The organism is Comamonas squillarum (genome assembly GCF_025309455.1).
In the GTDB taxonomy this organism is placed as follows: Bacteria; Pseudomonadota; Gammaproteobacteria; order Burkholderiales; family Burkholderiaceae_C; genus Comamonas; species Comamonas squillarum.
Map to the genome: position 1 here is coordinate 3,237,837 of NZ_CP104377.1, position 25,242 is coordinate 3,263,078.

Genomic DNA, 25,242 nt, shown 5'->3' on the forward strand with positions numbered 1-25,242 from the left:
GGCTCCCGACTGGAAGCCTTTGTGCATGAGGTACTTGGTATTAAGCGACGTTGAGGCGCTCGCCACTTTGCCGGTCAAACACATGCCAGTGCTGCGGCGCCGTGTGCCAATGCAGCGCCTGGCCGGGCGCCAGCGCCAGGCGTTCCTTGACGGTCGAAATGAGTGGCTGCTGGCCAAAGCGGCTGATCACCTGGGTTTCGGCGCCGGTGGGCTCCACCACCTCGACGGTCGCAGCGCTGGTGGCGACACCGCTCAGGGGCGCCACTTCCAGCTGCACATGTTCGGGCCGCACGCCCAGCCACAGCGCACGCTCGCCCTGGGCCTGCAGGCCGGGCAGCAGCGGCAGGCGCAGGCCATCGTCGGTCACCAGCTGCCAGCCGTCCTGCGCTGGCTGGCTGCGGGCGGCAATCAGGTTCATCGAGGGCGAGCCAATGAACTGCGCGACAAAGGCATTGCGTGGCCGGTCGTACAGCTCCAGCGGCGTGCCCACCTGCTCGATCAGGCCGTCGCGCATCACCACGATGCGGTCGGCCATGGTCATGGCCTCGATCTGGTCATGCGTCACATAGACCGTGGTGGTGCGCAGGCGCTGGTGCAAGGCCTTGATCTCGGTGCGCATCTGCACGCGCAGCTTGGCATCCAGGTTGGACAGCGGCTCGTCAAACAAAAAGGCCAGTGGCTCGCGCACAATGGCGCGGCCCATGGCCACACGCTGGCGCTGGCCGCCCGACAGCTGGGCAGGCAGGCGGGCCAGCAGCGGCTCCAGGCCCAGAATCTCGGCCACCTGCTGCACGCGCTGCGCAATGGCTGCGGGCGCCTGGCGCTGCAGCTTGAGCGCAAAGCCCAGGTTCTCGGCCACCGTCATATGCGGGTAGAGCGCATAGTTCTGGAACACCATCGCAATATTGCGCTCGCGCGGCGGCACATCGTTGATGAGCTGGCCACCCAGCACGATCTGGCCGCTGCTGACCTCTTCGAGCCCGGCGAGCATGCGCAGCAAGGTGGATTTACCGCAGCCAGATGGGCCGACCAGCGCCACAAACTCGCCCTCGGCGATATCGAGCGAAATACCCTTGAGCACATCGTGCCCCTCAAAATGCTTGCGCAGCTGTCTCAATGCAATCGAAGCCATGTCAGTCCTTAACGCCACCGGCGGTGAGGCCGTGAACGAGGTATTTGCGCACCAGCACCGTGAACAGCAGCACCGGCAGCATCACCAGGGTGCCGGCCGCTGCAATCTTGGTCCACTCCCAGCCGTCGTACTGCAGAAAATTGACAATGGCCACCGGCGCCGTCACCGCCTGCGTGCGGGTCAGAATCAGTGCGAAGAAAAAGTCGCTCCACGAAAAGATGAAGCACAGCACGGCGGTGGCCACCAGGCCCGGCCGGGTCAGCGGCAAGGTCACATGCCAGAAGGCCGACCAGATGCTGCAGCCGTCCATCCAGGCCGCCTCTTCGAGCGCCGTGGGAATGGCCTCAAAAAAGCCCTGCATCATCCAGATCACGATGGCCAGGTTGAAGGTCAGGTAGACCAGCACCAGGCCCCAGACGGAATCGAGCAGGCCCAGCCAGCGAAATGCCAGAAAGAACGGAATCGTGAACGCAATGGGCGGCGCCATGCGTGTGCACAGCACCCACAGCGCCACCTGGCGCCGCTGCTTGAAGCGCCAGCGCGACAGCGCATAGGCAGCGGGCACCCCCAAGAGCAGCGACAGCCCGGTGGACAGCACACTCACCAGCAAGCTGTTGCCAAAGGAGCGTGCAAAGTTGTCCTGCCACAGGCCCGCAAAGGCCTCCAACGTGGGGCTGAAGACAAGATCCAGCGACAGCGCATCGCCCGCCGGGCGAAAGGCCATCTGCACCATCCACAAAAAAGGCAGCAGCACCACCATCAGCACCACCACGGCAGCGGTGCTGCGCAGATGGCGCTGCGCGCCTTGCACGGCGCGTTGCCATACGGGCAGCGCAGGTGCTGCGTGGTGCCAGGTCTCAGCGTGCATGGGCATCTCCCTTGGCCCGGCCCAGGCGGCTGACCAGTGCGCTCAGCACAAAGATGATGGCCAGCATCACCACCGCAATGGCGCTGCCGTAGCCCCAGTACGAGAAGTTGAAGGCCTGGATAAAGCCGTAGAAATTGGTGACCTCGGTCACGGTGCCCGGCCCGCCATTGGTCAGCACATACAAGAGCGGAAAGGCCTTGAAGCTGTCGATCAGGCGAAACAGCGCGCAGACCACCAGGGTGCGCTGCAGATAGGGCAGCACGATGTAAACAAACACCTGCCAGCGGTTGGCGCCATCGATGCGGGCAGCATCGACCGGGTCGCGCGGCACCATCTGCAGCTGGGCCAGCACCATCAGCATCGTGAACGGGAACCACTGCCAGACATCGGCGGCCACAATGGCCCACAGCGCGGTGTCGGGGTTGGCGATCAGCGAGCGCAGCGGCCAGCCCCACTGCTCGAGCAGCGCATGCATCGGGCTGATGTCGGGCGTGTAGATGATCTTCCAGACCAGGGCCACCACAATCGGCGGCAGCACCATCGGGATCAGAAAGAACGTGCGCAGGCCCGCCACCACGCGGCTGCTGCTGTGCAGCAGCAAGGCCAGGCCCAGGCCGACGATCAGCTGCAGCAGCACACTGACCGACGAGAGCTTGGCCTGCACCCAGAGCGAATCGACAAAGCGCTGGTCCTGCAGCAGCTGCGCATAGTTGCCGGCGGGCTGCTCAAAATGGAAGGTCGCTGCCGGGTCGGTCAGGCTCAGCGGCGTGAGGCTCACCACCACCAGCGTGACCAGCGGCAGCAAGGTGATGGCGGCCAGCACTACCAGTGCGGGTGCCAGGCCCAGGCCATAGGCCCGCGCCGATTCGCGCTGCCAGTTGCGCTGCCAGTTGCGCGACGCTGCAGCCGCAGCGGGCTTGCCGCGCGCCTGGCTGGGCAGCGGGCGCGCGGGTCCGGTGTCGAGCGCCTGCGGCGCGAGAGATGCAGTGGGCGGCATGGGCGCGCTCCCTCGCCACTCAGACCGAGACGCCGGCGCGGCGCAGCTCGGCAATCGACGCGGTCTGCGCCTGCTTCATCGCCTGCTCAGGCGTGCGCTGGCCGGTCACGATCAGCTCAATGGCCTTGTTGATCTGCTGGTCCACCTGCGGGTAGGCAGCCACGGTGCGGTATTTCATATGGCCTTGCTTGGCCGACAGCTCCACCGACGATGTCACCAGCGACGCGATGTCATAGCCGTTGACGCGCTGGCGCTCACGGTAAGCGGCCGAGTCAATGTCCGAGCGCCGCGTGGGCGAGCCGTAACCTGCAGCCACGGCGCGCTGCAAGGTTTCCTTGGACGTGGCCCAGCGGATGAACTGCCAGGCGGCATCCTTGTTCTTGCTGCCCACCGGAATGCCCCAGCCATGGATGGCCGTGCCCGGAAAGCGCCCGGCCACACCCTTGGGCACCTGGCCCCAGGCCGCCGATGCCGCCACCTTGCTACTGGACTTATCGGCCAGCTGCGAGAGGTTGATCTGGCCTTGCACGCTCAAATGGCTGCGCCCGGCCTTGAGCGACTGCACGGCCTGGTCCGAGGTGTAGGAGACCACACCGTCGGGCCCGTACTCGCGCAGCAGGCGGGCAAAGTAGTCGGCCGCCGCTATCGCCTCGGGGCTGTCCAAGGTGGGGAACAGGTCATCGGGCGCCTTGCGGAACACATCGCCGCCAAAGGCCTGCAGGAACGGGATGAAGGTCCAGCCATAGTGGTTGTCGGTGACAAAGCCGGCCGCGCGCTCCTTGCGGTTGAGCAGCTTGGCCGCTTGCAGCCAGGCGTCTGTCGTATCGGGAAAGGCCAGGCCCGACTGCTGGAGCACATCAAAGCGCGAGGCCGCCGCAATCGTGACCTCGGCCTGCCAGGGGATGCCGTAGAGCTGGCCATCGCGGCCGCGCTCGGGCGCCAGCGCGCCTTCGAGAAAGTCGCGGATGTCAAAGCTCGCCGGCGTCTTGTTGGGGTCGTTGATATAGCCATCGAGCGGCGTCAGCCAGCCCGAATTGATCCAGCGGCTCGAATAGATGAAGGTGACATTGACCGCATCAAAGGCCGCCCCCTTGGTGGACAGCTCCAGGTCAGCGCGCTGGTTGTAGACCGGAAAGCCGGGCGTGTCGAAATTGACTTTGGCGCCCGTGGCCTCCTCGAACTCGGGAATCCAGGGCCGCAGCAGCTTGGAATACGGCGAGCTGTACAGCGAGGTATTGAGCGTTACGCCCTTGAGCGGCTTGCTGTCCAGCGCCAGTGCCGGAAAGCCCAGCACGCTGCCGGCGCCGGCCGCCAGCGCAGAGGCCAGCAGCTTGCGGCGCGGCACCAGCAGGCCGCCTTCGTAGTGGTAGGTGGTTCGGGTCATGGAAACTCTCTGTGGTGCGCGCAGGCGGCCATCGCCATCTGCGATCAGTGTGTTGCTGTTGGGGAGGGCGCTGCGCCCAGCCGGTGCGCCTGGCCGCCGCTCAGGCTGCTCAGGCCGCTGCCGGCTCGCGCACGGTCAGGTCGACGCTGGTGCGGCCATCGACCGAGGTCGCCACGTCGCCGGTGACCGTCACGCGCCGCATCACGCGGTGGGCATCGGCATAGTCATTGATGGCGTAGTGCTGGGTGGCGCGGTTGTCCCAGATGGCAACATCGCCCGGCTGCCAGTGCCAGCGCACGGTGTTTTCCAGCCGCACGATGCGCTCATGGAAGAGCTGCAGCAAGGCGGCAGACTCGTTGCTGCGCAGGCCCTTGATGCGCTTGGCAAAGTGGCCCAGCAGCAGCGCCTTCTCGCCCGTCTCGGCATGCACATGCACCAAGGGCTGCTCGGACTCGATGGTCTTGCTGGTGAAGACCTTGCGGTAGCTCGCCCGGCCCTGCGTCTCGGTCTGGCTGGCGGCTGTGTTCTGGCGGAAGTTCTCCGCATAGTCGTAGTCATTGCCATGCACGGCCCAGAGCTGCTCGGCGAGCTGCTGCAGCGGCGCGGGCAGGCCTTCATAGGCGGCCACGGTATTGGCCCAGACGGTGTCGCCACCATGGCCGGGCAAGGTCACGGCGCGCAGCACACAGACCTTGGGGAAGACCGCCTTGAAGGTCACATCGGTGTGCCAGGAATCGGCCCGGCCGCCGTGCTGCGAGTTGAGCTCCAGAAAGGCCGTGCCATCGGGCGCGGGCACGGTAGGGTGGGCCTCGATCTCACCAAACAAACGGCCAAAGGCCTGGTGGCCGGCGTCATCGAGGTGCTGCTGGCCCCGGAAGAAAATCACCCGGTGCTGCAGCAGCGCTGCCTTGATCTGGGCAAACAGCGCCGGTTCCAATGCACCCGACAGCGACACCCCATGCACCACCGCGCCGATGCGGCCCGCCAGGGGCTCGACGTGCAGGGCCGTAGCTGCAGCGGCATCGGCCGCTGGGCTCAGGTGGCGAACATTGGTGATGGCATTCATGGGCGCTCCTCGTGGTCTGGCAATCGGGTTGAAGCCTTCATGCTAGGCAGCGGGGTGCGCCACCACAACGACGCATTTCATGCATCGATATGCCAACAGCAGCTAAGAAAAAAGAGGCATAAGCCTCTTTCTTCGGTGTCTAAAGCCATCTACCGCATCGGCGCCGCTGGTTCGCCGTATGGTGGGCGCGGCATCAGAACAGCACGCGGCAGCGGATCGTGCCGGCGATCTGGGCCAGCTTCTCCAGCGCCAGGGCCGACGATTCCTGGTCGATATCGATCACCACATAGCCCACCTTTTCATCGGTGCGCAGGTACTGGCCGGCGATGTTGATGCCGTTGTCGGCCAGCACCTGGTTGATGGCCGACAGGATGCCTGGGCGGTTCTCGTGCACGTGCAGGATACGGTTCTTGCCAGGGTGCTCGGGCAGGGCCACTTCGGGGAAGTTGACCGCCGAGGTGGTGGTGCCGTTGTCGCTGTACTTGACCAGCTTTTCTGCCACTTCCAGGCCGATATTGGCCTGGGCTTCCATCGTCGAGCCGCCGATGTGCGGGGTCAGGATCACGTTGTCCATGCCGCGCAGCGGCGACTGGAACTCGTCCTTGTTGCTCTTGGGCTCGACCGGGAACACGTCGATGGCCGCGCCCAGCAGCTTCTTGGCTTGCAGCGCCTGGGCCAGCACGTCGAGGTCCACCACGGTGCCGCGCGAGGCATTGATCAAAATGCTGCCAGGCTTCATCGCCGCGATCTGGGCCGCGCCAATCATGTTGTGGGTCGAGGCCAACTCGGGAACGTGCAGGGTCACGATGTCGGACTGCGCCAGCAGCGCGTTGAGGTTGGCCGCCTGGTGCGCATTGCCCAGCGGCAGCTTGGTGACCACATCATGGAACACGACCTTCATGCCCAGGCCTTCGGCAAGCACCGACAATTGCGTGCCGATCGAGCCGTAGCCGACGATGCCCAAGGTCTTGCCACGGATCTCGAAGGAGTTGTCGGCGCTTTTCTTCCAGCCGCCCCGGTGCGATACCGCGTTCTTCTCGGGGATGCCGCGCAGCAGCAAGATGGCCTCGGCCAGCACCAGCTCCGCGACAGAGCGTGTGTTGGAGAAGGGCGCATTGAACACCGCAATACCGCGCTCGCGCGCCGCATTCAGATCGACCTGGTTGGTGCCGATGCAAAAACAGCCCACTGCCACCAGCTTGTTGGCCGCAGCAAACACATCGGCCGTCAGCTGCGTGCGCGAGCGGATGCCGACAAAGTGCACGTCGGCAATCTTGCGCTTGAGCTCTTCGCCCTCCAAGGCACCGGTCAGCGCCTCGACCTGGGTATAGCCTGCCGCCTGCAACACCTTGAGCGCAGAAGGGTGGATGCCCTCGAGCAGCAAGAACTTGATCTTCGATTTATCCAGCGATGTTTTGGTCATGAATGCGCGCTTTCTCTTTCACAAACGACTGCGGTCTGCCCACCAGGCTGCGATCGGCAGCTAGCAGACCCGGGTCGATCATGGCGCAGAACCTTTGCCATTACGTGTTGTCGGGTTGACCCTAGGTTGTATCGCAGCAGGGCTGGCGCCCAATCACCTGCGCCAGCTTGCCCGCCGCCCCACAGCAAACCTTTGATTTGTTGGGTATTTAAGAATCCAAGGCCTTCGCTGACAGCGCCCGGGCTTCAACCCTGGCCTGCAAAGGGCGGGGCTGCGTGGTACAAAAAGCGGGTGATTTTGTGACACAACCACCAGGAGTTTTGTATGACAAGCACCGCAACCCATAACCTGTTTGAACCTGTGCAGGTGGGTGATCTGGCCCTGGCCAACCGCATTGCGATGGCCCCGTTGACGCGCAACCGTTCGCCCAAGGCCGTTCCCCAGCCGATGGCAGCCACCTACTATGCCCAGCGCGCCAGCGCCGGGCTGCTGATCACCGAGGCTACCGCCATCAGCCACCAGGGCCAGGGTTATGCCGATGTGCCCGGCCTGTACGAGCAGGACCAGCTCGATGGCTGGAGCAAGGTCACCAGCGCGGTGCATGCCAAGGGCGGCAAGATCGTCTGCCAGCTGTGGCATGTGGGCCGTGTCTCGCACCGCCTGCTGCAGCCGGACCAGCAGGCCCCCGTGGCGCCCTCGGCCATCACTGCCAAGACAAAGACCTACCTGATCGACCCGGCCACCGGCGAAGGCCGCTTCGAGCCGACCTCCGAGCCGCGCGCGCTGGATGCCGAGGAGATCCCCGGCATCGTGCACAGCTTTGCTGCGGCCGCCCGCAATGCGGTCAAGACCGCCGGCTTCGATGGCGTCGAGATCCACGGCGCCAACGGCTACCTGCTCGACCAGTTCTTGAAGACCGGCGCCAATGCGCGCCGCGACGACTACGGCGGCTCGATCGAAAACCGCGCCCGCCTGACCTTGGAAGTCACCCGCGCGGTGATCGACGCGGTCGGCCGTGGCAAGGTCGGCATCCGGCTCTCGCCCGTCACCCCCGCCAATGGCATCGACGACGCCGATCCCCAGAGCCTGTTCACCTACCTGGCCCACCAGCTGGCGCCGCTGGGCCTGGCCTATATCCATGTGATCGAAGGCGCCACCGGCGGCCCGCGTGAAGTCGAAGGCCGTCCCTTCGACTACGAGGCCTTCAAGGCGGAATACCGCCGCGCCGGCGGCAAGGCCGCCTGGATGGTGAACAACGGCTATGACCGTGCGCTGGCCGAGCAAGCCGTAGCCAGCGGCCAGGCCGATATCGTCGCCTTTGGCCGGCCCTACATTGCCAACCCCGACCTGGTCGAGCGCCTGCGTAGCGGCGCGGCGCTGAACACCGGCGACAGCAGCACCTACTATGGCGGCGGCGAGAAGGGCTATACCGACTACCCCACCCTCGCCGGCTAAGCGCCTTGAACGGCCTGGGCCTACAAAGGCCCGGGCCGCGGCTTTACCGGATTTTGGTAGAGTGCGCAGATGCCATTGACTCCCCTCTTCCGCACCACGTTCTGTCTGCTGCTGGTCCCCGGCCTGGCCGCCTGCTCCAGCCTCTGGCCCTCCAAAAAAGAGGCCCAACCGGCGCCACGTGCGCCCCAGCAGGCTCCCGCAGACAAACCGGCACCGCAGGCCCCGTCACCTGCGGCGGCCAGCATCAGCGAAGCCGACCTGGCCGGCGTCTGGGAATGCCAGTTCCAGATCAGCATGGGCAAGGACAGCGCCAGCTTTACCTATACCAACCAGTTCAACCCCGACCACAGCCTGCGCTCGCAGGCCTTTTTGGTCTATGACATGCCCAGCACCGACCAGCAATACCGCTTTGTGCTGCAAGGCACGGGCCAGTGGCGCATGGACGGCAGCACCATCACGATGATCGTGCCCGAGGTGGTCAAGCAGGACCGCTCCGAGCACAAGAAGCCCGAGCTGATGCAAGACAAGGATCTGGTGCCCGAAGATTTGAGCGACACCTGGGCGGTGCAGGCCCACAAGGGCAAGAACCTGCGCGTGACCGTGGGCAGCCTGGCTGACTCCATGCTCTGCAACAAGGAATAAAGGCCGGGCCTGCCATGGATTCGCTGACTCTGGCCTTTTTGCCGCTGGCCCTGTGGTGGCCGGTGGCCCTGGGCCTGTCCTTGCTGCTGGTGCTCGCCGCCGTGCTGTGGATGTTTGTGCAAAACCGCCCCACCCGGCAGCGCGCAGCAGGTGGCGGCCCCGCCTGGCTGCCCTGGGCCTTTGCGCTGTTGGCGCTGGCCTGGTGGGCCTGCGGCTTGGCGCTGGCCTTGTGGCCGCTGAGGGAGCTGGACGAACTGGGCCAGTGGGCCCGCGCACCCAGCTATGTGCTGGTGCCGCTGTGGATTGGCGGCATTGCCTGGGTGGGCGCGCTCCTGGTGCAGCGCCTGCTGCGCAGCACAGCGGCCATGCGCGGCTAAGAACCTGTTCAAAGCACCGGTTTGGTGGCGATTGCCGATTGACAGCCGCCCCATTTGCGCGACACTGGTGTTTACATCTGAGTTGGAGGCTTGCCATGACCGATATCGACAGCATCAACCTCGACAAGCTGCGCAATATTGTGCAGAAGTTCACGCACCGCGACTTCACGGCCGCCCAGATTGCCGACGACTACTGGGATGGCGCTGCCGAGCAGATCGGCGCCAGCGGCGCACAGTTTGAAGCCGTATTGCAGCGCAACGCGGCGCTGCTGGGCATACAGACCGTTGGCAGCCACCAGCCCGCCCGCTGGCATGTAGCGGCTTAACGGCTGTTTCACCTCCCCCTCTTCCCTATCGTACAGCACCGCCGCCCAGCGGTGCTAGGCTTGCACCATGCTGCAGCCCGAACGCCTCCATTTCCGCGATTTCTCCCCCGCCGACCTGTTCGTCGTCGCCCATGCGATGGGTGATGCGCGGCTGACCGCGTTCTACGGGCTGGAAACAGAGCACAGCGATGCCCGCGCGATTGCGCAGGAGCAACTCGATTGGTATGCGTCCGTCGCCAGTGAGGGCAGCGGCTGGTGGCAGGCGGTGCTGCTCGATGGCGCCGTCATCGCGGCCGTCGGCCTCTACGACCATGACGACGAAGCCGACAGCGCCGATCTGGGCTACTGGCTGCTGCCCGACCACTGGGGCCAGGGTTGGATGGACCAGGCGCTGCGCCAGTGGCTGCCCAGCGCCTTTGCGCGTCTGGACTTGCACAGCGTGGTGGCCTATGTGGAGCCTGGCAATGCGGCATCGACCCGGCTGCTGGACCGCCTGGGCTTTTGCCACGAAGGCCTGCTGCGCGACTGCAGCAAGCGCGATGGAGCGTATGTATCGCTGCAGCGCTATTCGCTGCTGGTCAGCGAACTGGCTGCGCTGTAGCGCAACAGCGCTCAGCCCGCCGGCTGGCCATCGCGCACATGGCAGCCGTGCAGATGGTCATTGACCATGCCCATGGCCTGCATGAAGGCATAGACCGTGGTCGGGCCGACAAACTTCCAGCCGCGTTTTTTCAGGTCCTTGGACAGGGCGACCGCCTCGGGCGGCACACCCATCTGGCGCACGGCCTCCAGCGTGATGCGCTCGGGGCGGCTGGCGGGTGCTGGCGCAAAGCGCCACAGGTAGGCGTCAAAACTGCCGAACTCGCGCTGCACTTCGGCCAGGCGCTGGGCATTGTTGATCACCGCCTCGATCTTGCCCCGGTGGCGCACAATGCCGGCATCGGCCAGCAGGCGCTGCACATCGTCGGCGCCAAACTGCGCCACCTGCAGGGCATCAAACTGTGCAAAGGCGGCTCTGAATGACGCGCGCTTGTTCAGAATCGTCAGCCAGCTCAGGCCCGCCTGAAAGCCTTCGAGGCAGATCTTCTCGAACAGCCGGCGGTCGTCATGCACGGGGAAGCCCCATTCATGGTCATGGTAGTGCTGGTAGAGGGGCGAGGCCATGCACCAGCTGCAGCGCGCGCGCTGGTCGTCGGCCAGCGCCAGGCCTGGGGCGAGGGAGTCAAGAGGCATGGGGGCGTGCGCACGGCTACTTGGCAGCCGGGCTCCAGTAGGGTTTGAGGCTTTGGGCCTCTTCGTCAAAGCGCAGATTGGTGGCCTTGATCTCGTCGTTGATCGTGGCGATCTGCTCGTCCACTTCCTTGAAGTCACGGCGGTTGCCATCGAGGCGCGCCTGCAGCGGGGCGGGCGCCTTGCTCGGGTCCTTCTTGTAGAACTCCATGTCCTGGTCGATCTTCTTGCGGTCTTCCAGCAAGAAGCTGCGGCGCTCCTGCACGATGCGGATCTGGGCGCGCAGCACGTCGACGGCTTCAGCGCGTTCGGCGTCATGCGCGGCCTTGCTGGGGAAGCGGGTCGCCAGTGCCCGCTCGCGGCGCTTGCCGTCATTGGCGCGGTAGCGCTCTTCGGCCTCACGGCGCTGCTGGGCGGCCTGCTCGGCGCGCTCGCGCTCGGAGTAAGCAGGCCCGACCGTGCGTACCGCACCGCCGGGCATCGTGACCTGCTGCTCACGGTCCGCGCAGGCGGCAATGGGCCGGTCCGCCGTCAGGCGGCGCCCGCCCGCATCGACGCAGCTGTAGACCATGGTCGTAGACGGGGACTTTTGGGCATGGCTGGCGCCAGCGAGCATCAGCATCGCCATGGCCCAAGCAGCGGCACACCGGTCCTTGCGCATCGTCAGATCCTTATCATTCAAAACTATCGAATTCTAATAATCAATTGCCAACGCCATAACGTTCCCGGTACGCCAGCACCTGACTGTGGTGTTCACGCATCGAATCGGCGGCCGCACCCTGGGCCAGAAAGGCCAGCAGGTCCTCCAGCTTGGCGATGGTGCAGACCTGCATGCCCAGCTGGTCACGCACATATTGCACCGCACTATGCGCCACATCCTTGCCATTCTCAGTGGCTTTTTCCTGTCTGTCCAATGCAATGGCCATGGCGTGGGGGATGGCGCCCGCGCCCTGGATCAGCGCAATCGATTCGCGCGCGGCGGTGCCGGCCGACATCACATCGTCAATGATCAGCACGCGGCCCTTGAGGGGCGCACCCACCAGGCTGCCGCCTTCGCCGTGGTCCTTGGCCTCTTTGCGGTTATAGGCAAAGGGCACGTTCTTGCCCTGGCGCGCCAGCTCCACGGCCACGGTCGCAGCCAGCGGAATGCCCTTGTAGGCCGGGCCGAACACCATGTCGAATGCCACACCGCTGGCCAGAATTGCTTTTGCATAGAATTCGGACAGCCGCGCCATCTTGGCGCCGTCATCGAACAGGCCCGCATTGAAGAAATACGGGCTGATGCGGCCGGCCTTGGTGGTGAACTGCCCAAAGCGCAGCACGCCCGCGTCCACGGCAAACTCTACAAAATCCTGCGCCAGCTGCGCATCCGCGCCTGACTGTGGGAGACTAACGACCATGACCCAATCCTTGTTCAAATTAACCAGCCTCAACCTCAACGGCATCCGCTCCGCTGCCACCAAGGGCGTGATCCCCTGGATTGAGACAACCCGGCCCGATTGTATTTGTGTGCAGGAAATCAAGGCACAGCAAGCGGATATGCTGGACAAGTTCGACGTCATCGATGAGATGAACGGGTATTTCCAGTTTGCCGAGAAAAAAGGCTACTCGGGCGTGGGCATCTATACCCGCCATGCGCCCAGCGATGTGGTGATCGGCTTTTCGCCCAACGAGTTCGACGCCGAAGGCCGCTATGTGGAGCTGCGCTTTGACACGCCCACGCGCAAGCTCTCCATCATCAGCTGCTACTTCCCCAGCGGCAGCTCCGGCGAGATCCGCCAGGCCGCCAAGTACCGCTTTCTGGCCGAGCTGCACCCCCACCTGATGCGCCTGCGCGCCGAGCGCGACTTCATTCTCTGCGGCGACGTGAACATTGCCCACACCAATGCCGACATCAAGAACTGGCGCAGCAACCAGAAAAACAGCGGCTTTCTGCCCGAAGAGCGCAGCTGGATGACCCAGCTGCTGGAGAAAGAGACCGAGACCGGCGGCCTGGTCGATGTGTACCGCGTGCTGCAGCCCGATACCACCGATGCCTGCTACACCTGGTGGAGCAACCGGGGCCAGGCCTATGCCAACAACGTGGGATGGCGCCTGGACTACCACCTGGCCACGCCCGCGATTGCCGCGCTGGCCCGCAAGGAGCATATCTACAAGGATGTGAAGTTCTCGGACCACGCCCCGATTACCATCGATTACGACTTCCAGCTGTAACCCATCGCCCAGTCCCTGCGGCCTCCGTCCCGGGAGCTGCAACCGCCCTTCGGGAGCCTTCCATGCGCATGACCGCAGTACCTGTTCTTCTGGCCTGTCTGCTGGCCAGCACGGCCGCCTGCGCCAAGAATGCCTCCGACTACAGCACGCAGGAGCTGGTGGAGGCGCTGGCCCAGCGCCTGTCCAAGGTGCTGCTGGCAGGGCCTACGCGGGATTCACCAGACAATACCGCCGCCATCATCGTGCTCGAAGGCAAGGCCCTGGCACTGGCACCCCGGCTGCAGTCCACCGCCACGATGCGGGTGCTGAGCCGGGAGCAGCTGGTGGCCGAGCAGCGCGCCAACTTTCTGATCATCTCGCAGCTGGGCCAGCAGGGCGCGGACATGCTGGTCGATTACGAGACGCCCAATAACGCCTCGTACGGCACCCTGCGCATCCAGCACAAGGACGGCAAGCTGGTCTTCAAGGGCGAAGACACCTACCGCAGCAGCAGTGGCGCGCGCGCGACCTATGCCCGGCTGTATGGCGGCCTGCCCTGCCGCAATGGCAGCGAGATGGCCTACCGCTTCAACTATGCCGACCGCTATGCGCGCAGCGGCGAGTGCCCGGTCGAGCGCTTTCCCAAGAGTGACTCCGCCTTCGAATGGTAAGAGCGCTCAGCTTTTGAGCGTCGCCAGCACCTCATCGAGCATCTGCTTGGCATCGCCAAACAGCATGCGGTTGTTGTCCTTGTAGAAAAGCGGGTTGTCCACGCCCGCGTAACCGGTCGCCATCGAGCGCTTCATCACGATCGACTGGCGCGCCTTCCAGACCTCCAGCACCGGCATGCCGGCAATGGGGCTTGTGGGGTCGTCCTGCGCGGCCGGGTTCACGATGTCGTTGGCGCCAATGACCATCGCCACATCGGTGTCGGGAAAGTCGTCGTTGATCTCGTCCATCTCCAGCACGATGTCATAGGGCAGCTTGGCCTCGGCCAGCAGCACATTCATGTGGCCGGGCATGCGGCCGGCCACAGGGTGGATCGCAAAGCGCACCTCGACGCCGCGCTCGCGCAGCGTGCGGGTGATCTCGTTGACGGTGTGCTGGGCCTGGGCGACTGCCATGCCATAGCCCGGCACAATGACCACGCGCTTGGCCTCACGCAGCATCTCGGCGGTTTCGGCCGCCGTCACCGCCACCACCTCACCCTGGGGCGCCGCACCTGCCTGGCCCGCGGACGTGGGCGCGCCACTGCCAAAGCCGCCAGCGATGACGCTGATAAAGCTGCGGTTCATCGCCTGGCACATGATGTAGCTCAGGATCGCCCCGGACGAGCCCACCAGCGCGCCGGTGACGATCAGCAGGTCATTGCCCAGCATGAAGCCCGTGGCCGCTGCGGCCCAGCCCGAATAGCTGTTGAGCATGGACACCACCACCGGCATGTCAGCACCGCCAATGGCCATCACCATGTGCAGGCCAAACAGCAGCGCGATGGCGGTCATCACCAGCAGCGCCAGCATGCCCAGGCCCAGCGATGCGCTCTGCACAAACCAGCAGCCCAGCGCGACCACCACCACCAGCCCCAGCAGATTGAGCAGGTGCCGGCCCGGCAGCAACAGCGGCTTGCCACCAATGCGGCCATTGAGCTTGCCAAAGGCCACCAGCGAGCCCGAGAACGTGACCGCGCCAATGAGAATGCCGATATAGATCTCGGCCGCATGGATGGCCTTCTCGGCGCCTTGCAGCGGGTGCGAGGTATCGACATAGCTGGCAAAACCCACCAGGCAGGCGGCCAGGCCGACGAGGCTGTGCATCAGCGCCACCAGCTCGGGCATCTGGGTCATCTTGACCCGCTTGGCAGCATACAGGCCGATGCCGCCGCCCAGCACCAGCGCAACCACAATGGCCACGACGCCGGACTGCGAGACGCGCGGGCCAAAAATGGTCGCCAGCACCGCCAGGCCCATGCCCAGCATGCCCAGCAGATTGCCGCGCCGCGCGGTCTCGGGGTGTGACAGCCCGCCCAGGCTGAGGATGAACAAGATGGCAGCGCCCAGGTAGGCGACGGTGGCAAGGCTTTCGGTCATGCAGTTCTACCTCGGTGGCCTATTTGTGGAACATGGCCAGCATGCGGCGCGTGACCGCAAAACCACCAAACATATTGATCGCCGTGAGCACCAGCGCCACAAAGGCCAGTGCGCCGATCAGCAGCCCCGGCCGGTCCGTGCCCACCAGGCCCGGCGGCGCCATCTGCACCAGCGCGCCAATGGCGATGATGCTGGAGATCGCATTGGTCACGCTCATCAGCGGCGTGTGCAGCGCGGGCGTCACGTTCCAGACGACCATGTAGCCAATAAAGCAGGCCAGCACAAACACCGTCAGATGCCCCAGGAAGGCCGCAGGCGCATGGGCGCCAATGAGCCAGAAGAGCAGCGCCAGCACTGCAAAGAGGATCGCCAGGGTGCGTGCCGGCAAGGGGCTGCCGGCGCCATGGCCGTGGCCGCGTTTTTTGGCAGCCGCCGGGCTGGCTGCTGCCGTGCCCGCAGCTCCCGCAGTAGCCGCTGCCGGTTTGGCCACGGGTGCGGCCGCCAGCGCAGGCGCGGGCCAGCTGATGCTGCCCTGGTACACCACCGTCAGGCCCCGGATCGCATCGTCCTCCATGTTGACCAGCGCATGCCCATCCTTGGCCTTGCACAGCTCCTCGGTCAAGCGCAGCAGGTTGTTGGCATACAAGGTGGAGGACTGCGCCGCCAGGCGCGAGGCCAGGTCGGTGTAGCCCACAATCGTCACGCCGTGGCGCACCACGGCCTCGCCGGGCACCGTCAGCGCACAGTTGCCGCCCTGCTCGGCGGCCATGTCCACAATCACGCTGCCGGGCTTCATCGCCTGCACCATCTCGGCAGTGATCAAGCGCGGCGCCGGCTTGCCGGGGATCAGGGCCGTGGTAATGATGATGTCGGCCCATGCCGCCTGCTGCGCATACATCTGGCGCTGCGCGGCCTGAAAGCCCTCGCTCATCACCTTGGCGTAGCCGCCGCCACCACCGCCTTCTTCGGCATAGTCCACCGGCACAAAGGTGCCGCCCAGCGACAGCACCTGGTCGGCCGCCTCGGCCCGCGTATCGTTGGCGCGCACCACCGCGCCCAGGCTGACCGCCGTGCCAATCGCCGACAGGCCGGCCACCCCTGCTCCCGCAATAAACACCTGCGCAGGCGGCACCTTGCCCGCCGCCGTGATCTGCCCGTTGAAAAAACGCCCAAAGGCATGGGCAGCCTCGACCACCGCCCGGTAGCCGCTGACGCCCGCCATCGAGGTCAGCGCATCCATCTTCTGCGCGCGGCTCAGGGTGCGCGGCAGCGCATCCATGGCCAGCACGGTCAGCCCCTTGGCTGCCAGCTGCGCCATCAGCGCGGGGTTTTGCGCGGGCCAGACAAAGCCGACCAGGATCTGGCCGGCATGCATCCATTCCACCTCTTCAGGCGTCGGGGGCCGCACTTTGAAGAGAATGTCAGCCCCTGCCCAGATCGCCGCACTGGGCAGCACCTGGGCGCCCGCCGCGCGGTAGGCCTCGTCGCCAAAACTGGCCGCCTCGCCAGCGCCAGCCGCCACACTGACACGAAAGCCCAGCTTGACCAGCTTGTCGACCACCGCAGGCACAGTGGCGACACGCTTTTCACCGGGAAATATCTCGTGCGGCACACCGATACACTGGGGCGGAGACGCCGCGGCCTGCGGCGCAGGCGCGGTGGGCGGTGAGATGCTGGACATGGATGCGCGCTCCTGGTTCAGGGATCAACGGGCTTGCAGAGCGCCGGTATGCCCGGCGATGGCTGCAGCGCTGAACCCCTTGTATCACGGGGCAGCCATTTGGGCTACGCGCATTTTTGCCTAGGGCCTTGCATATCTACTATGCGAGTCATGACCATGGCTGGGCCGCGATCAGATCCAGAGACCATTCGCCACCGTGCGCGCGCCCGCCTCGCCATCCCCCGTATTCGCCACCCCACGCGGCTCGATCAGCAGCAGCTGAACCTCTTCCTGTGCAAAGGGTTTGTGCTCTATACCCTGGGGGATAACAGCCATTTGGCCGGCCTGCAGGTGGATGGCGCGGATGTCACCGCTGGCGTCGCGCAGGTCGATGCGCAGCTGGCCATCGAGGACGATAAAGGTCTCATCGGTGTCGCGGTGCTGGTGCCAGAGAAATTCGCCAGCGATCTTGACGACCTTGAACTGGTAGTCGTTCATCTCTGCCACCACGCGCGGCTGCCAGTGGCCCTGCAGCAATGCGATCTTGCCTTGCAGATCGATGGACTGGCCTTGGCCACGGTGGCTTGGAGTGGGAGCTGTTTCGGTAGGTGCTGACATGGTGGTGCTGTAAGTGTTGAAAACAGCAGCCAGCTTAAGAATGCACCGCCCAAAAGTATTGAACGTTTGTGGGGAAGCGTTCAGCGGCGCGATGCCTGGCGCATGACCTGTAGCCAGCGCCCTGGCGTGATGCCAAAGGTCTTGAGAAAATGCCGCGTCATATGGCTTTGGTCGGCAAAGCCGGCATCCTGGGCAGCATCGGCCAGCGACAGGCCCGCCAGCAGCCCGCGCCGCACGGCATCGAGCCGGCGCATGGTGAGGTAGCGGTAGGGGCTGGTGCCGTAGAACATGCGGAAATCATGCGACAGGCTCCAGCGGTCGCGGCCGGTGGCCGCTTCCAGCGCATCTAGTGCCACCCCGCTGCTGGCATGGGCCAGCAGGTAGTCACGCGCACGGCGCGCGGCCTGGTAGTCGCCCTTGGCTTTGGCGCGCCGTGTGCCCGGCCCGCCGGTGGCAGCGGCCAGCGCATGGGCCAGCTGCACCAGCGCATCGCTTTGCTCCAGCGGCTCGGCAATATCCCCCACGCCTTGCAGCAGGACCTCAGCAGCGGCCGATATCGCCGGGTCGTTGGTGATGCCGCCCTCCAGAAATGGCAGCGCGCTGCCGCCCAGAATGTCCTGGATCAGCGCAGGCTCCACATAGACCATGCGGTAGCGAAAGCCCTCGTCCGTGCCGGCCTGCCCGTCATGCGCCTCGTCGGGATGGAGCACCAGGGTGCTGCCGGCCAGGCTGTCGCGCCGCCCGCGCCGGTAGTGAAAGCTCTGCACGCCCGCCAGGGTGCGCCCTATCGCATAGGTGTCGTGGCGGTGCATCGCGTAGGCCCGGCCATGGAACCAGGCCTCGATGCGCTCCATGCTGTCGGAAGGCGGGCTGCGCAGCACCCAATCCGAACGTGGCAAGGCAGGGGGGCGGGGCATCAAGAGTCCAGACAGGTGGTGAAAGCAGGGGGCGAAGTGCTGATTCTACAAACCATCCCCCAATCGGCGCCCGCCACTTGCGGCTCCGAACCCCGCCCAGCCCCAAGCCCACCACAGCTTGCCGCACAATAGCCAGATTGCGCCCCGCATCCGCCAGCCCTGCGCGTTGCCGCAGGCACCGATTTGAACCATGCTCCACTACCACACGATTCCCGTCACCGCGTTTCAGCAAAACTGCTCCCTGGTCTGGTGCGACCAGCAGATGGAGGCCGCCGTCATCGATCCCGGTGGCGATCTGGATCGGATCGAGGCAGAGATCGCGCGCCTGGGTCTGCAGCTCCAGGCCATCTGGCTCACCCATGCGCATATCGACCATGCCGGTGGCGCCGGCGAGCTGGCCGCGCAGCGCGGCCTGCCGATCATTGGCCCGCACCCGGGCGACCAGTTCTGGATCGATGGCCTGCCCCAGCAAAGCCAGATGTTCGGCTTTCCACCCGCGCAAAGCTTTACACCTACGCGCTGGCTGCAGGATGGCGATACGGTCAGCATCGGGCAGGAGACCGTGCAGGTGCGCCATTGCCCCGGCCACACCCCCGGCCATGTGGTCTTCCATGCGCCGCAGATCACGCGCTGCTTTGTTGGCGATGTGCTGTTTGCCGGCAGCATTGGCCGCACCGATTTCCCCCAGGGCAACCACCAGCAGCTGATCGACTCCATCACCCAGCGACTATGGCCCATGGGCGATGCAACGGTGTTCATCCCCGGCCATGGCCCCGAGAGCAGCTTTGGCCGCGAGCGCCAAAGCAATCCTTATGTGGGTGGGACCTGATCCGGGGTTCAGGTTTTAACGCCAAAGGCCAGCGGCATGCCGCTGGCCTATTTTGCATGGGCGCCGATCAGAACTTGGCGGTCAGCGAGGCGTAGAACGAGCGACCGGGCTCGTTGTAGGTGGCGGCCCCTGCGCCGTAGATGGTGCGCGGGTTGTTCACGCCCACGGCATTGCCCATGCGGTAGAGCCGCTTGTCAAACAGGTTCTTGATGCCGGCGGTCAGGGTGACATCCTTGCTGAAGCTGTAGCGCGCGCCCACGCCCACCAGCGCATAGGGGGCCAGGCGGCGGGTTTCCTCGCCGGTCAGCGGCAGGCCCTGGTAGTCGAGCTTGTTGGGCTTTTGGCCGCCGTACCAGGTGACCGAGCCGAGCAGTTGCAAGGCGTTGGTGGTCTGCCACTCCATGCGTGAATTGAGCGTGTACTTGGGGATGATGGACAGCTGCTCGCCGGTGGTCTTGTTCTTGCTCTGCACCATGTACGTGAGGTTGTTGCTCAGGCGCACTGCGGGGCTGAGCTTGACGTTGAACGTACCCTCCACACCAGAGACCACTGCCTTGGGGATATTGGTCCAGGTGAACACATCGGCATTGGCATAGGCGCCGGTGCCGCCGGTCGCGGTGCCCACCGGGGTCATGCCCGCATCGATCTTGTTGCGGTAGTCGTTGTGGAACAGGGTCACGCCCGCCAGCAGGCCCTCGTCGGCATACTCGATGCCCAGCTCCTTGTTGATGCTGGTCTCGGGCTTGAGGTCGGCATTGCCCATCAGATAGCAGGCCCCACCCGCGCCCCAGCAACCAATGCCACGGCTGTAGAGCAGGTAGTTGGGGTTCGTCTGGTACAGATTGGGCGCCTTGTAGGCCCGCGCCACACCGGCCTTCAACGTGACCTTGTCCGTCAGGTAGTGCGACAGGTTGAGCGACGGGCTCCAGTTGGTGCCCACCTCGCTGTGCTGGTCCAGGCGCAGGCCGGGGGTCAGCAGGGTTCTGGCATTGAGCTCGATGTTGTCTTCGACAAAGAGCGAGGCAATGCGCGAGGAGATCTTGCCGCTGCGGCCGGTGTTGTCCACCCCCGGCACGCTGCCGGCCTCGGTCGTGGTTTGCGAGACGGAGTTGCTGTCGTTGAGCTTTTGCTCCACCCACTCGGCGCCCAGGGTCATCACATGGGGCAGGCTGCCCCATTGGCCTCGGGCGCTGATCTCGCCATGGGCGGTCAGGATGTCGAGCTTGGAGGTGCCATAGGCATCGCTGGAGAACAGGCCTTCGGTACCGCCGGCCAGGCCTTCGTTCATGCGCGTGTTGCGCGTGGTTTCGTACTGCAGGTAGGCGGTGGAGCTGCCAAAGTCGTACTCGCCCTTGTGCGTGACGGCATAGGTCGAGCGGTACATGCGGTTGGTCTCGGTGCCCAGCGCATCGAGCACGCGCTGCGAGGTGGCCACCAGCTTGCCATTCGCATCGACCGTGTAGTTGTTGGTGTTTTGCGTATCGCCCGCGTAGATATTGCCCTGGCGCGCAAAGCTGGCATCGAAGTCGATGCGGTGGCCCGCTGCGGGCTTGAGGCTCAGGCGCCCCGAGAGGTTGCGGTCGCGCACGCCTTCGCGGCCGGCCGGGAAGGTGCCGGCATAAATGCCGGTGCGGGTCGAGGCATGGCCCTGGTTGATGTCCCAGGCGTCCGCATCGGTCTTGTCGACATTGCCGCTCAGGCGAAAGCCCAGCTGCTCGGAGATCGGCCCGGCGAGCGAAAAGCTGGTGCGGCTGCTGCTGCCGTCGCGCGAATCCTCTGGCTGGTTGTAGTACACGGTGGCGCTGCCGCTCAGCTTGTCGGGGATGCCCTTGGTGATGATGTTGACCACGCCGCCAGCCGCCCCATTGCCGTAGCGGGCAGCGGCGGGGCCGCGCAGCACCTCGATCTGCTCGACGGCCTCTTGCGGCACCCAGTTCATGTCGCCCCGCGTGTCGCGCTCGCCGCGCCAGCCGTAGCGCACCGATCCGCGGCTGTTGACGGGCTTGCCATCGACCAGGATCAAGGTGTTTTCCGGCCCCATGCCGCGCAGGTCGATCTGGCGGTTGTTGCCGCGCTGGCCGCTGCTGGAGTTGCTGGTCAGGTTCACACCGGGCTGCTGGCGCAGCACATCGGCGAGGTCATTGCTCGGCTGGCTGTCCAGGTCCTCGCGCGTGACGGTCGAGACGCCCGGCGCCTGCTTCCAGGCGCTTTCTGCCGTGCCCAGCACCTGCACCGTCGCCAAGGTCGGATCCTGCTCCGACGGCGCTTGCGCTGCAGCCTGTGTTTGCGCCTGGGCCCCTGCCTGCATGCCCAGCACCGCCACCGCCGCTGCCACGGCGCGCAAACGCCACCCCTGTTCCCCTGCCTGGATCGCCATACCACCCCTTTTTTGAAAGACAAATGATTTTCATTACCGAATATCGAATTCTTCCATTGCAGGGGTGACTCGTGGTTTGCGCGGCCAACAAAGATGTTTGCGCCAGCGGCAGCACAGGCATGCAGCAAGGCTAAAAGCCGGAAGGCGAGTGATTAAACCCGTACCCGCGCCAGCTTGGGCGCCAGGCCAAAGCGCCGGCGGTAGGCGGTGGCAAAGTTGGCGGCGCTGGTGTAGCCGGCCAGCAGCGCGGCCTGGCCCACGGTGATGCCATCGCGCTCCAGCGCCTGGCGGGCGCGCTGCAGCCGGCATTCGCGCAAAAACTCAAACACCGTGGTGCCGTAGACGCTGCGGAACTGGCGCTGCAAGGTGCTGGCATTGACGCCTGCCTGGCGCGCAATCGCATCCATCGACAGTGCATCGGCCTGGCCCGAGGCGAGAAACGCATGCAACTCGCGCAGCCGCTGGTGTTCGCGCGGCAGCAATCTCGCCGCACTGCCGCCCGCCGCTGCGGCCTCGCAATCGCCCACGGTGGCCAGCGCCTCGCCCAAGAGCTCCAGCGCATGGCTCTCCAGGTACATGTGCTGCAGCAGGGGAGTCAAGCCGGGCGGGTGCACGATCTGCTCGGCAATCACCGCAGCGCGCGGCGACAGCTGCCACTGGCGCGTGGCCAGGTGCTCGTGCATGAAGCGCTGCAGATCGGGCCAGCCGGCCCCATCGCCACCACCAGCCTGGGCCAGCCAGGCAGGGGTGAGCCCCAGGCTGACGCGGCGCGAGTACACGCCCGAGCGCGCCCGCCGCTCAAAGCGCTCGCGCTCGGCCACCGACACCAGCGCGGCGCTGGCGCCTGCGCCTTGGTGGCTCAGCGCCACCCGGGTCAGGCCGTAAGAGACATCGATACGCCCTTCGAGCAACACCACCAGGCGCAGCCCGGCATCGATATCGGCCTGCGCGGTCTGGTCGCGCGGGTCGCAGCCGTCTTCGCTGTGCAGGTTCAGGCCAGGGCGCAGCTCGCGCAGCCGCGAGACATGCGCGCGCAGCTCCGCCTCGGCGTTGATCGCGGAATCAGCGGCGCGCACAGGCCAGGCCGGTAGAGCGTGTTGAAGGAGCCCAGCATGCGCAAACATCTTTCTTGCTGCAGCAAACATGGGCCAAGCGGGTTTGTGCCATGCTTGCCATGATAATTTCTTAATGCAAATCATTCTCAAGCCCATGGTTGATTTGCCGCAAGCCCAGCCCCTATGCAACTCGCCCTGCCCCCTCTTCCCACCCTGCCCTTGGCCCAACTGGCCGATATAACCCGGCGCCGTTTGCTGGGCCTGGGCGCTGCGCTCGCGCTGCCCGGCTGCGCCTGGCACAGCAGCCTGAAGGACGCGCCACCGGTCACCCTGCCCGGCACGCGGCAGCTGGACCTGCGCGCCCCCGGCATGCCGGGCCCGGGCGCGCCCGAGCGCGTGCACCGCATCATGGTGGCCGTGCCGCCCGCGCCACCACCGCCCCAGGGCTACCCGGTGCTCTATCTGCTTGACGGCAACCTGCTGTTCACGCCCACCGCGCAGCTGATGCGCAACCGTTTTGCGCGCGGGCCCTCGGTGCCCACGCAAGGCGCCGTGGTCGTTGGCCTGGGCTATGCCGACAGCCAGGTGCTGGACCTTGCTGCGCGCAGCTATGACTACACGCCGCCGGCCCCCGGCCCGGCTACCGATGCGCGCGGACGCGCCGAAGGCGGTGCCGACCATTTCCTCGACTTCATCGACCAGCAGGTGCGCCCGCTGGTGGAGGGGAGCTTGCCGATCGACACGGCGCGCCAGACCTTTTTTGGCCACTCGTACGGCGGCCTCTGTGTGCTGCACGCGCTGCTGACGCGGCCGGGCAGATTTGGCCGCTATGTCGCCGCCAGCCCCTCGATCTGGTGGCGCGATGGCTTGGTGCTGCAGGCCTTGCCCGGATTCTTGGCGCATGCCGCCAGCCAGGCGAAGGATGCGCCGGCGCTGCGGCTGCTGGTCACGCAAGGCGAGCGCGAAGCGAGGCCTGTGGCGCCATCCACGCAGGCATCTCGGCCCGCGCCATCCCCCCCCGCCAGCGACCCGGCCCGCGACGCCATACGGCGCCAGCGCCAGAACGCCCCGGGCATCCCCGCGCTGATGGAGGGCCTGCGCGGCGCGCCGGACCTGGAGTTGCGCTATGCCAGCTTTCCCGGCGCCGACCACGGCAGCGCCATGCTGCCAGCGGCCCAGCAGGCGCTGGCAATGGCGATCGAGGACTGAGCGCCATGCCTGTGTCCACATTACCCATCCTCTCCAGCCAAGGCCAGGTCGCCACCCCGGAGGCCAGCCGCTATCTGCAGCGCCTGTGTTACCACTTCAGCCGCAAGATCAGCGTGCAGTACGACAGCCACCAGGGTGAGGCCCAGTTCCCCTGGGGCCACTGCAGCCTGCGGGCCGAGGGCGACATGCTGTCCTTTGTCTGCAGCGCTGACAATGCCGAGGCACTGGCCAGGGTGCGCCATGCGATCGACGCGCATGTGGCGCTGTTCTCGCGCAAGAACCCGATGGTGGTGGCCTGGGTGTAAGGTCGTCTTAGGCTTGACGTTTAGCGCTTGGCCTGCTCGTAGAGGCCTTGCACCTTGGGCACATTGGCCTGCAGGCTGGCAATGCGGTTGGGCCCGGTCGGGTGGGTCGACAAAAAGCCGATGCCGCCCTTGCCGGTGGCAGCGCCCATCTTCTCCCACAAGCTGACGGCGGCCTGCGGTGCATAGCCGGCACGCGCAGCGATCTCCAGCCCCACCAGATCGGCGTCGGACTCATCGGAGCGGCTGAACTTGAGCGTAAGCAGCTGGCCGCCCAGGTTGGCCGCAGCGGTGCCCATATCGCCCAGACCCAAAATCGCCGCACCCAGGCGGATGCCCAAGCCAGTGGCCTGGGTCTTGGCCAGCTGCTCGCGCGAGTGCTCGCGCAGCGCATGCGCCATCTCATGGCCCATCACCATCGCAATCTCGTCGTCGCTGAGCTGGAGCTGGTCAATGAGCCCGGTGTAGAACACGATCTTGCCGCCAGGCATGCAAAAGGCGTTGATCTGCTTGTTGCCGATCAGGTTCACCTGCCACTTCCAGTCCTTGGCGCGCGGGTTCCAGGGCAGGGCCTGTGCAATCAGGCGCTGGGCAATCGTCTGCAGGCGCTGCAGCTGGGCATTGCCCGGCCCCGCCAATGCGCCCTGCTGCTTGGCCTGCGCCAGCAGCTCCCCGTACTGCTGCTGTGCCGCCTGCTCCAGCGCTTCGGCCGGCACCAGGTTGCGCAGCGCCGACGACTTGCCCACCTCCACCTGCGCCCAGGCCGTGCCCGTCCCGCCAGCACTGGCCACCACAGCTCCGGCCACCAGGGCCTGCAGCCAGGCACGGCGCCCTTGGCAGGCGCAGCTGAACAGTGGTGAGGGATGGGGTAGATCAGGCATTCCAGTTCCAATCATTAAAGAGCGATGATTGCACAGCATTTTTAGCCCCATATACGATTTCGCTTGGTACATCGATGAACATATTTAACAAATAAATTGCAAACAATGGTGGGCTCTGGTACAAATCGACACCTTATTACATTTTGCTTCCAAGCAAAGCGGGCCGCCCATGCCTTACCTGCGTCTTCTTGCCGCCGCGTGCCTCGCGGTCGGC

26 protein-coding genes are annotated in these 25,242 nt (G+C 65.5%); 10 read left to right on the forward strand and 16 right to left on the reverse strand.

Going from position 1 to position 25,242, the window contains the following annotated elements; all coding sequences use genetic code 11:
* Positions 1-40 precede the first annotated feature (40 nt).
* From N4T19_RS15065 to serA, 6 genes are all read right to left on the reverse strand, one after another.
* On the reverse strand, positions 41-1,132 hold the full coding sequence (locus N4T19_RS15065; protein ID WP_260718444.1) for an ABC transporter ATP-binding protein: 1,092 nt from the start codon (positions 1,130-1,132) through the stop codon (positions 41-43).
* A 1-nt stretch (position 1,133) separates the two neighbouring features.
* On the reverse strand, positions 1,134-2,000 hold the full coding sequence (locus tag N4T19_RS15070; RefSeq protein WP_260718445.1) for a carbohydrate ABC transporter permease: 867 nt from the start codon (positions 1,998-2,000) through the stop codon (positions 1,134-1,136).
* On the reverse strand, positions 1,990-2,997 hold the full coding sequence (locus N4T19_RS15075) for a carbohydrate ABC transporter permease (RefSeq protein ID WP_260718446.1): 1,008 nt from the start codon (positions 2,995-2,997) through the stop codon (positions 1,990-1,992). The genes N4T19_RS15070 and N4T19_RS15075 overlap by 11 nt, the downstream gene beginning before the upstream one ends.
* A gap of 19 nt (positions 2,998-3,016) precedes the next feature.
* On the reverse strand, positions 3,017-4,381 hold the full coding sequence (locus tag N4T19_RS15080) for an ABC transporter substrate-binding protein (protein WP_232539472.1): 1,365 nt from the start codon (positions 4,379-4,381) through the stop codon (positions 3,017-3,019).
* A 109-nt stretch (positions 4,382-4,490) separates the two neighbouring features.
* Positions 4,491-5,447, reverse strand: coding sequence for a TauD/TfdA dioxygenase family protein (locus tag N4T19_RS15085; RefSeq protein ID WP_116926784.1), 957 nt, complete (start codon positions 5,445-5,447; stop codon positions 4,491-4,493).
* A gap of 193 nt (positions 5,448-5,640) precedes the next feature.
* Positions 5,641-6,870, reverse strand: coding sequence for a phosphoglycerate dehydrogenase (serA, locus tag N4T19_RS15090; RefSeq protein WP_116926783.1), 1,230 nt, complete (start codon positions 6,868-6,870; stop codon positions 5,641-5,643).
* A 324-nt stretch (positions 6,871-7,194) separates the two neighbouring features.
* Between serA and N4T19_RS15095 the strand changes: the two genes are divergently transcribed.
* From N4T19_RS15095 to N4T19_RS15115, 5 genes are all read left to right on the forward strand, one after another.
* Positions 7,195-8,325 (forward strand): alkene reductase, encoded by a 1,131-nt coding sequence (locus N4T19_RS15095; RefSeq protein WP_116926782.1) that lies wholly within the window; start codon positions 7,195-7,197, stop codon positions 8,323-8,325.
* 69 nt (positions 8,326-8,394) lie between these two features.
* Positions 8,395-8,967, forward strand: a complete 573-nt coding sequence (locus N4T19_RS15100; RefSeq protein WP_133248181.1) for a hypothetical protein — start codon at positions 8,395-8,397, stop codon at positions 8,965-8,967.
* Positions 8,968-8,981: 14 nt separating this feature from the next.
* Positions 8,982-9,344, forward strand: a complete 363-nt coding sequence (locus N4T19_RS15105) for a hypothetical protein (protein ID WP_116926780.1) — start codon at positions 8,982-8,984, stop codon at positions 9,342-9,344.
* Between the two features lie 95 nt (positions 9,345-9,439).
* Complete coding sequence (locus N4T19_RS15110; RefSeq protein WP_021026822.1) at positions 9,440-9,670, forward strand: hypothetical protein; 231 nt, start codon at positions 9,440-9,442, stop codon at positions 9,668-9,670.
* Between the two features lie 67 nt (positions 9,671-9,737).
* A complete protein-coding gene (locus N4T19_RS15115) occupies positions 9,738-10,271 on the forward strand; it encodes a GNAT family N-acetyltransferase (protein ID WP_116926779.1) in 534 nt (177 codons plus the stop codon).
* A gap of 11 nt (positions 10,272-10,282) precedes the next feature.
* Here the strand turns inward: N4T19_RS15115 and N4T19_RS15120 are convergent, their stop codons facing one another.
* From N4T19_RS15120 to pyrE, 3 genes are read right to left on the reverse strand one after another with little or no spacing between them, the layout of a single operon-like run.
* On the reverse strand, positions 10,283-10,903 hold the full coding sequence (locus N4T19_RS15120; RefSeq protein ID WP_260718447.1) for a DNA-3-methyladenine glycosylase I: 621 nt from the start codon (positions 10,901-10,903) through the stop codon (positions 10,283-10,285).
* Between the two features lie 16 nt (positions 10,904-10,919).
* Positions 10,920-11,582 (reverse strand): DUF4124 domain-containing protein, encoded by a 663-nt coding sequence (locus N4T19_RS15125; protein WP_260718448.1) that lies wholly within the window; start codon positions 11,580-11,582, stop codon positions 10,920-10,922.
* A gap of 19 nt (positions 11,583-11,601) precedes the next feature.
* Entirely contained in the window at positions 11,602-12,300 is a 699-nt protein-coding gene (gene pyrE / locus N4T19_RS15130) for an orotate phosphoribosyltransferase (protein WP_021026826.1), read from the reverse strand.
* Positions 12,301-12,310: 10 nt separating this feature from the next.
* Here pyrE and N4T19_RS15135 point away from each other — a divergent pair, with 10 nt between their 5' ends.
* Together N4T19_RS15135 and N4T19_RS15140 are read left to right on the forward strand one after the other, a co-directional pair.
* On the forward strand, positions 12,311-13,114 hold the full coding sequence (locus N4T19_RS15135; RefSeq protein WP_182345519.1) for an exodeoxyribonuclease III: 804 nt from the start codon (positions 12,311-12,313) through the stop codon (positions 13,112-13,114).
* A 62-nt stretch (positions 13,115-13,176) separates the two neighbouring features.
* Positions 13,177-13,764: a hypothetical protein gene (locus tag N4T19_RS15140; RefSeq protein WP_116926776.1), complete on the forward strand. Its 588-nt coding sequence runs from the start codon at positions 13,177-13,179 to the stop codon at positions 13,762-13,764.
* A 6-nt stretch (positions 13,765-13,770) separates the two neighbouring features.
* Here N4T19_RS15140 and pntB read toward each other — a convergent pair whose 3' ends face one another.
* The 4 genes from pntB to N4T19_RS15160 all read right to left on the reverse strand — a co-directional run bounded on the left by pntB (position 13,771) and on the right by N4T19_RS15160 (position 18,375).
* Positions 13,771-15,180 carry a Re/Si-specific NAD(P)(+) transhydrogenase subunit beta gene (pntB, locus tag N4T19_RS15145; protein WP_182344054.1) on the reverse strand — a complete coding sequence of 470 codons (1,410 nt, stop codon included), beginning with the start codon at positions 15,178-15,180 and terminating at the stop codon, positions 13,771-13,773.
* 19 nt (positions 15,181-15,199) lie between these two features.
* Positions 15,200-16,861 (reverse strand): Re/Si-specific NAD(P)(+) transhydrogenase subunit alpha, encoded by a 1,662-nt coding sequence (locus N4T19_RS15150; RefSeq protein ID WP_260718449.1) that lies wholly within the window; start codon positions 16,859-16,861, stop codon positions 15,200-15,202.
* A 171-nt stretch (positions 16,862-17,032) separates the two neighbouring features.
* Positions 17,033-17,458, reverse strand: a complete 426-nt coding sequence (locus N4T19_RS15155) for a cupin domain-containing protein (protein ID WP_182344058.1) — start codon at positions 17,456-17,458, stop codon at positions 17,033-17,035.
* 80 nt (positions 17,459-17,538) lie between these two features.
* Positions 17,539-18,375, reverse strand: coding sequence for an AraC family transcriptional regulator (locus tag N4T19_RS15160; protein WP_260718450.1), 837 nt, complete (start codon positions 18,373-18,375; stop codon positions 17,539-17,541).
* Positions 18,376-18,565: 190 nt separating this feature from the next.
* Here N4T19_RS15160 and N4T19_RS15165 point away from each other — a divergent pair, with 190 nt between their 5' ends.
* Positions 18,566-19,204 (forward strand): MBL fold metallo-hydrolase, encoded by a 639-nt coding sequence (locus tag N4T19_RS15165; RefSeq protein WP_260718451.1) that lies wholly within the window; start codon positions 18,566-18,568, stop codon positions 19,202-19,204.
* 67 nt (positions 19,205-19,271) lie between these two features.
* Here the strand turns inward: N4T19_RS15165 and N4T19_RS15170 are convergent, their stop codons facing one another.
* On the reverse strand, positions 19,272-21,581 hold the full coding sequence (locus N4T19_RS15170) for a TonB-dependent siderophore receptor (protein WP_260718452.1): 2,310 nt from the start codon (positions 21,579-21,581) through the stop codon (positions 19,272-19,274).
* A gap of 152 nt (positions 21,582-21,733) precedes the next feature.
* On the reverse strand, positions 21,734-22,657 hold the full coding sequence (locus N4T19_RS15175; protein ID WP_232539473.1) for a helix-turn-helix transcriptional regulator: 924 nt from the start codon (positions 22,655-22,657) through the stop codon (positions 21,734-21,736).
* Positions 22,658-22,819: 162 nt separating this feature from the next.
* On the opposite strand from N4T19_RS15175, the gene N4T19_RS15180 reads away from it, so the two are divergent.
* Both N4T19_RS15180 and N4T19_RS15185 read left to right on the forward strand, forming a co-directional pair.
* Positions 22,820-23,845 carry an alpha/beta hydrolase gene (locus N4T19_RS15180; RefSeq protein WP_116926767.1) on the forward strand — a complete coding sequence of 342 codons (1,026 nt, stop codon included), beginning with the start codon at positions 22,820-22,822 and terminating at the stop codon, positions 23,843-23,845.
* Between the two features lie 5 nt (positions 23,846-23,850).
* On the forward strand, positions 23,851-24,150 hold the full coding sequence (locus N4T19_RS15185) for a DUF2218 domain-containing protein (RefSeq protein ID WP_232539474.1): 300 nt from the start codon (positions 23,851-23,853) through the stop codon (positions 24,148-24,150).
* A gap of 20 nt (positions 24,151-24,170) precedes the next feature.
* Here N4T19_RS15185 and N4T19_RS15190 read toward each other — a convergent pair whose 3' ends face one another.
* Positions 24,171-25,028, reverse strand: coding sequence for a M48 family metallopeptidase (locus N4T19_RS15190; RefSeq protein WP_116926766.1), 858 nt, complete (start codon positions 25,026-25,028; stop codon positions 24,171-24,173).
* Between the last annotated feature and the right edge of the window lie 214 nt (positions 25,029-25,242).

Bases quoted from the DNA above. Each gene is read 5' to 3' on its own strand.
- N4T19_RS15070 (WP_260718445.1), bottom strand. From the start codon at position 2,000: ATGCACGCTGAGACCTGGCACCACGCAGCACCTGCGCTGCCCGTATGG.
- N4T19_RS15165 (WP_260718451.1), top strand. From the start codon at position 18,566: ATGCTCCACTACCACACGATTCCCGTCACCGCGTTTCAGCAAAACTGC.
- N4T19_RS15160 (WP_260718450.1), bottom strand. From the start codon at position 18,375: ATGCCCCGCCCCCCTGCCTTGCCACGTTCGGATTGGGTGCTGCGCAGC.
- N4T19_RS15170 (WP_260718452.1), bottom strand. From the start codon at position 21,581: ATGGCGATCCAGGCAGGGGAACAGGGGTGGCGTTTGCGCGCCGTGGCA.
- pyrE (WP_021026826.1), bottom strand. From the start codon at position 12,300: ATGGTCGTTAGTCTCCCACAGTCAGGCGCGGATGCGCAGCTGGCGCAG.
- N4T19_RS15085 (WP_116926784.1), bottom strand. From the start codon at position 5,447: ATGAATGCCATCACCAATGTTCGCCACCTGAGCCCAGCGGCCGATGCC.
- N4T19_RS15110 (WP_021026822.1), top strand. From the start codon at position 9,440: ATGACCGATATCGACAGCATCAACCTCGACAAGCTGCGCAATATTGTG.
- N4T19_RS15115 (WP_116926779.1), top strand. From the start codon at position 9,738: ATGCTGCAGCCCGAACGCCTCCATTTCCGCGATTTCTCCCCCGCCGAC.
- N4T19_RS15120 (WP_260718447.1), bottom strand. From the start codon at position 10,903: ATGCCTCTTGACTCCCTCGCCCCAGGCCTGGCGCTGGCCGACGACCAG.
- N4T19_RS15180 (WP_116926767.1), top strand. From the start codon at position 22,820: ATGCAACTCGCCCTGCCCCCTCTTCCCACCCTGCCCTTGGCCCAACTG.
- N4T19_RS15185 (WP_232539474.1), top strand. From the start codon at position 23,851: ATGCCTGTGTCCACATTACCCATCCTCTCCAGCCAAGGCCAGGTCGCC.
- N4T19_RS15155 (WP_182344058.1), bottom strand. From the start codon at position 17,458: ATGTCAGCACCTACCGAAACAGCTCCCACTCCAAGCCACCGTGGCCAA.
- N4T19_RS15075 (WP_260718446.1), bottom strand. From the start codon at position 2,997: ATGCCGCCCACTGCATCTCTCGCGCCGCAGGCGCTCGACACCGGACCC.
- N4T19_RS15150 (WP_260718449.1), bottom strand. From the start codon at position 16,861: ATGTCCAGCATCTCACCGCCCACCGCGCCTGCGCCGCAGGCCGCGGCG.
- N4T19_RS15065 (WP_260718444.1), bottom strand. From the start codon at position 1,132: ATGGCTTCGATTGCATTGAGACAGCTGCGCAAGCATTTTGAGGGGCAC.
- N4T19_RS15190 (WP_116926766.1), bottom strand. From the start codon at position 25,028: ATGCCTGATCTACCCCATCCCTCACCACTGTTCAGCTGCGCCTGCCAA.
- N4T19_RS15140 (WP_116926776.1), top strand. From the start codon at position 13,177: ATGCGCATGACCGCAGTACCTGTTCTTCTGGCCTGTCTGCTGGCCAGC.
- N4T19_RS15100 (WP_133248181.1), top strand. From the start codon at position 8,395: ATGCCATTGACTCCCCTCTTCCGCACCACGTTCTGTCTGCTGCTGGTC.
- N4T19_RS15105 (WP_116926780.1), top strand. From the start codon at position 8,982: ATGGATTCGCTGACTCTGGCCTTTTTGCCGCTGGCCCTGTGGTGGCCG.
- serA (WP_116926783.1), bottom strand. From the start codon at position 6,870: ATGACCAAAACATCGCTGGATAAATCGAAGATCAAGTTCTTGCTGCTC.
- pntB (WP_182344054.1), bottom strand. From the start codon at position 15,180: ATGACCGAAAGCCTTGCCACCGTCGCCTACCTGGGCGCTGCCATCTTG.
- N4T19_RS15095 (WP_116926782.1), top strand. From the start codon at position 7,195: ATGACAAGCACCGCAACCCATAACCTGTTTGAACCTGTGCAGGTGGGT.
- N4T19_RS15080 (WP_232539472.1), bottom strand. From the start codon at position 4,381: ATGACCCGAACCACCTACCACTACGAAGGCGGCCTGCTGGTGCCGCGC.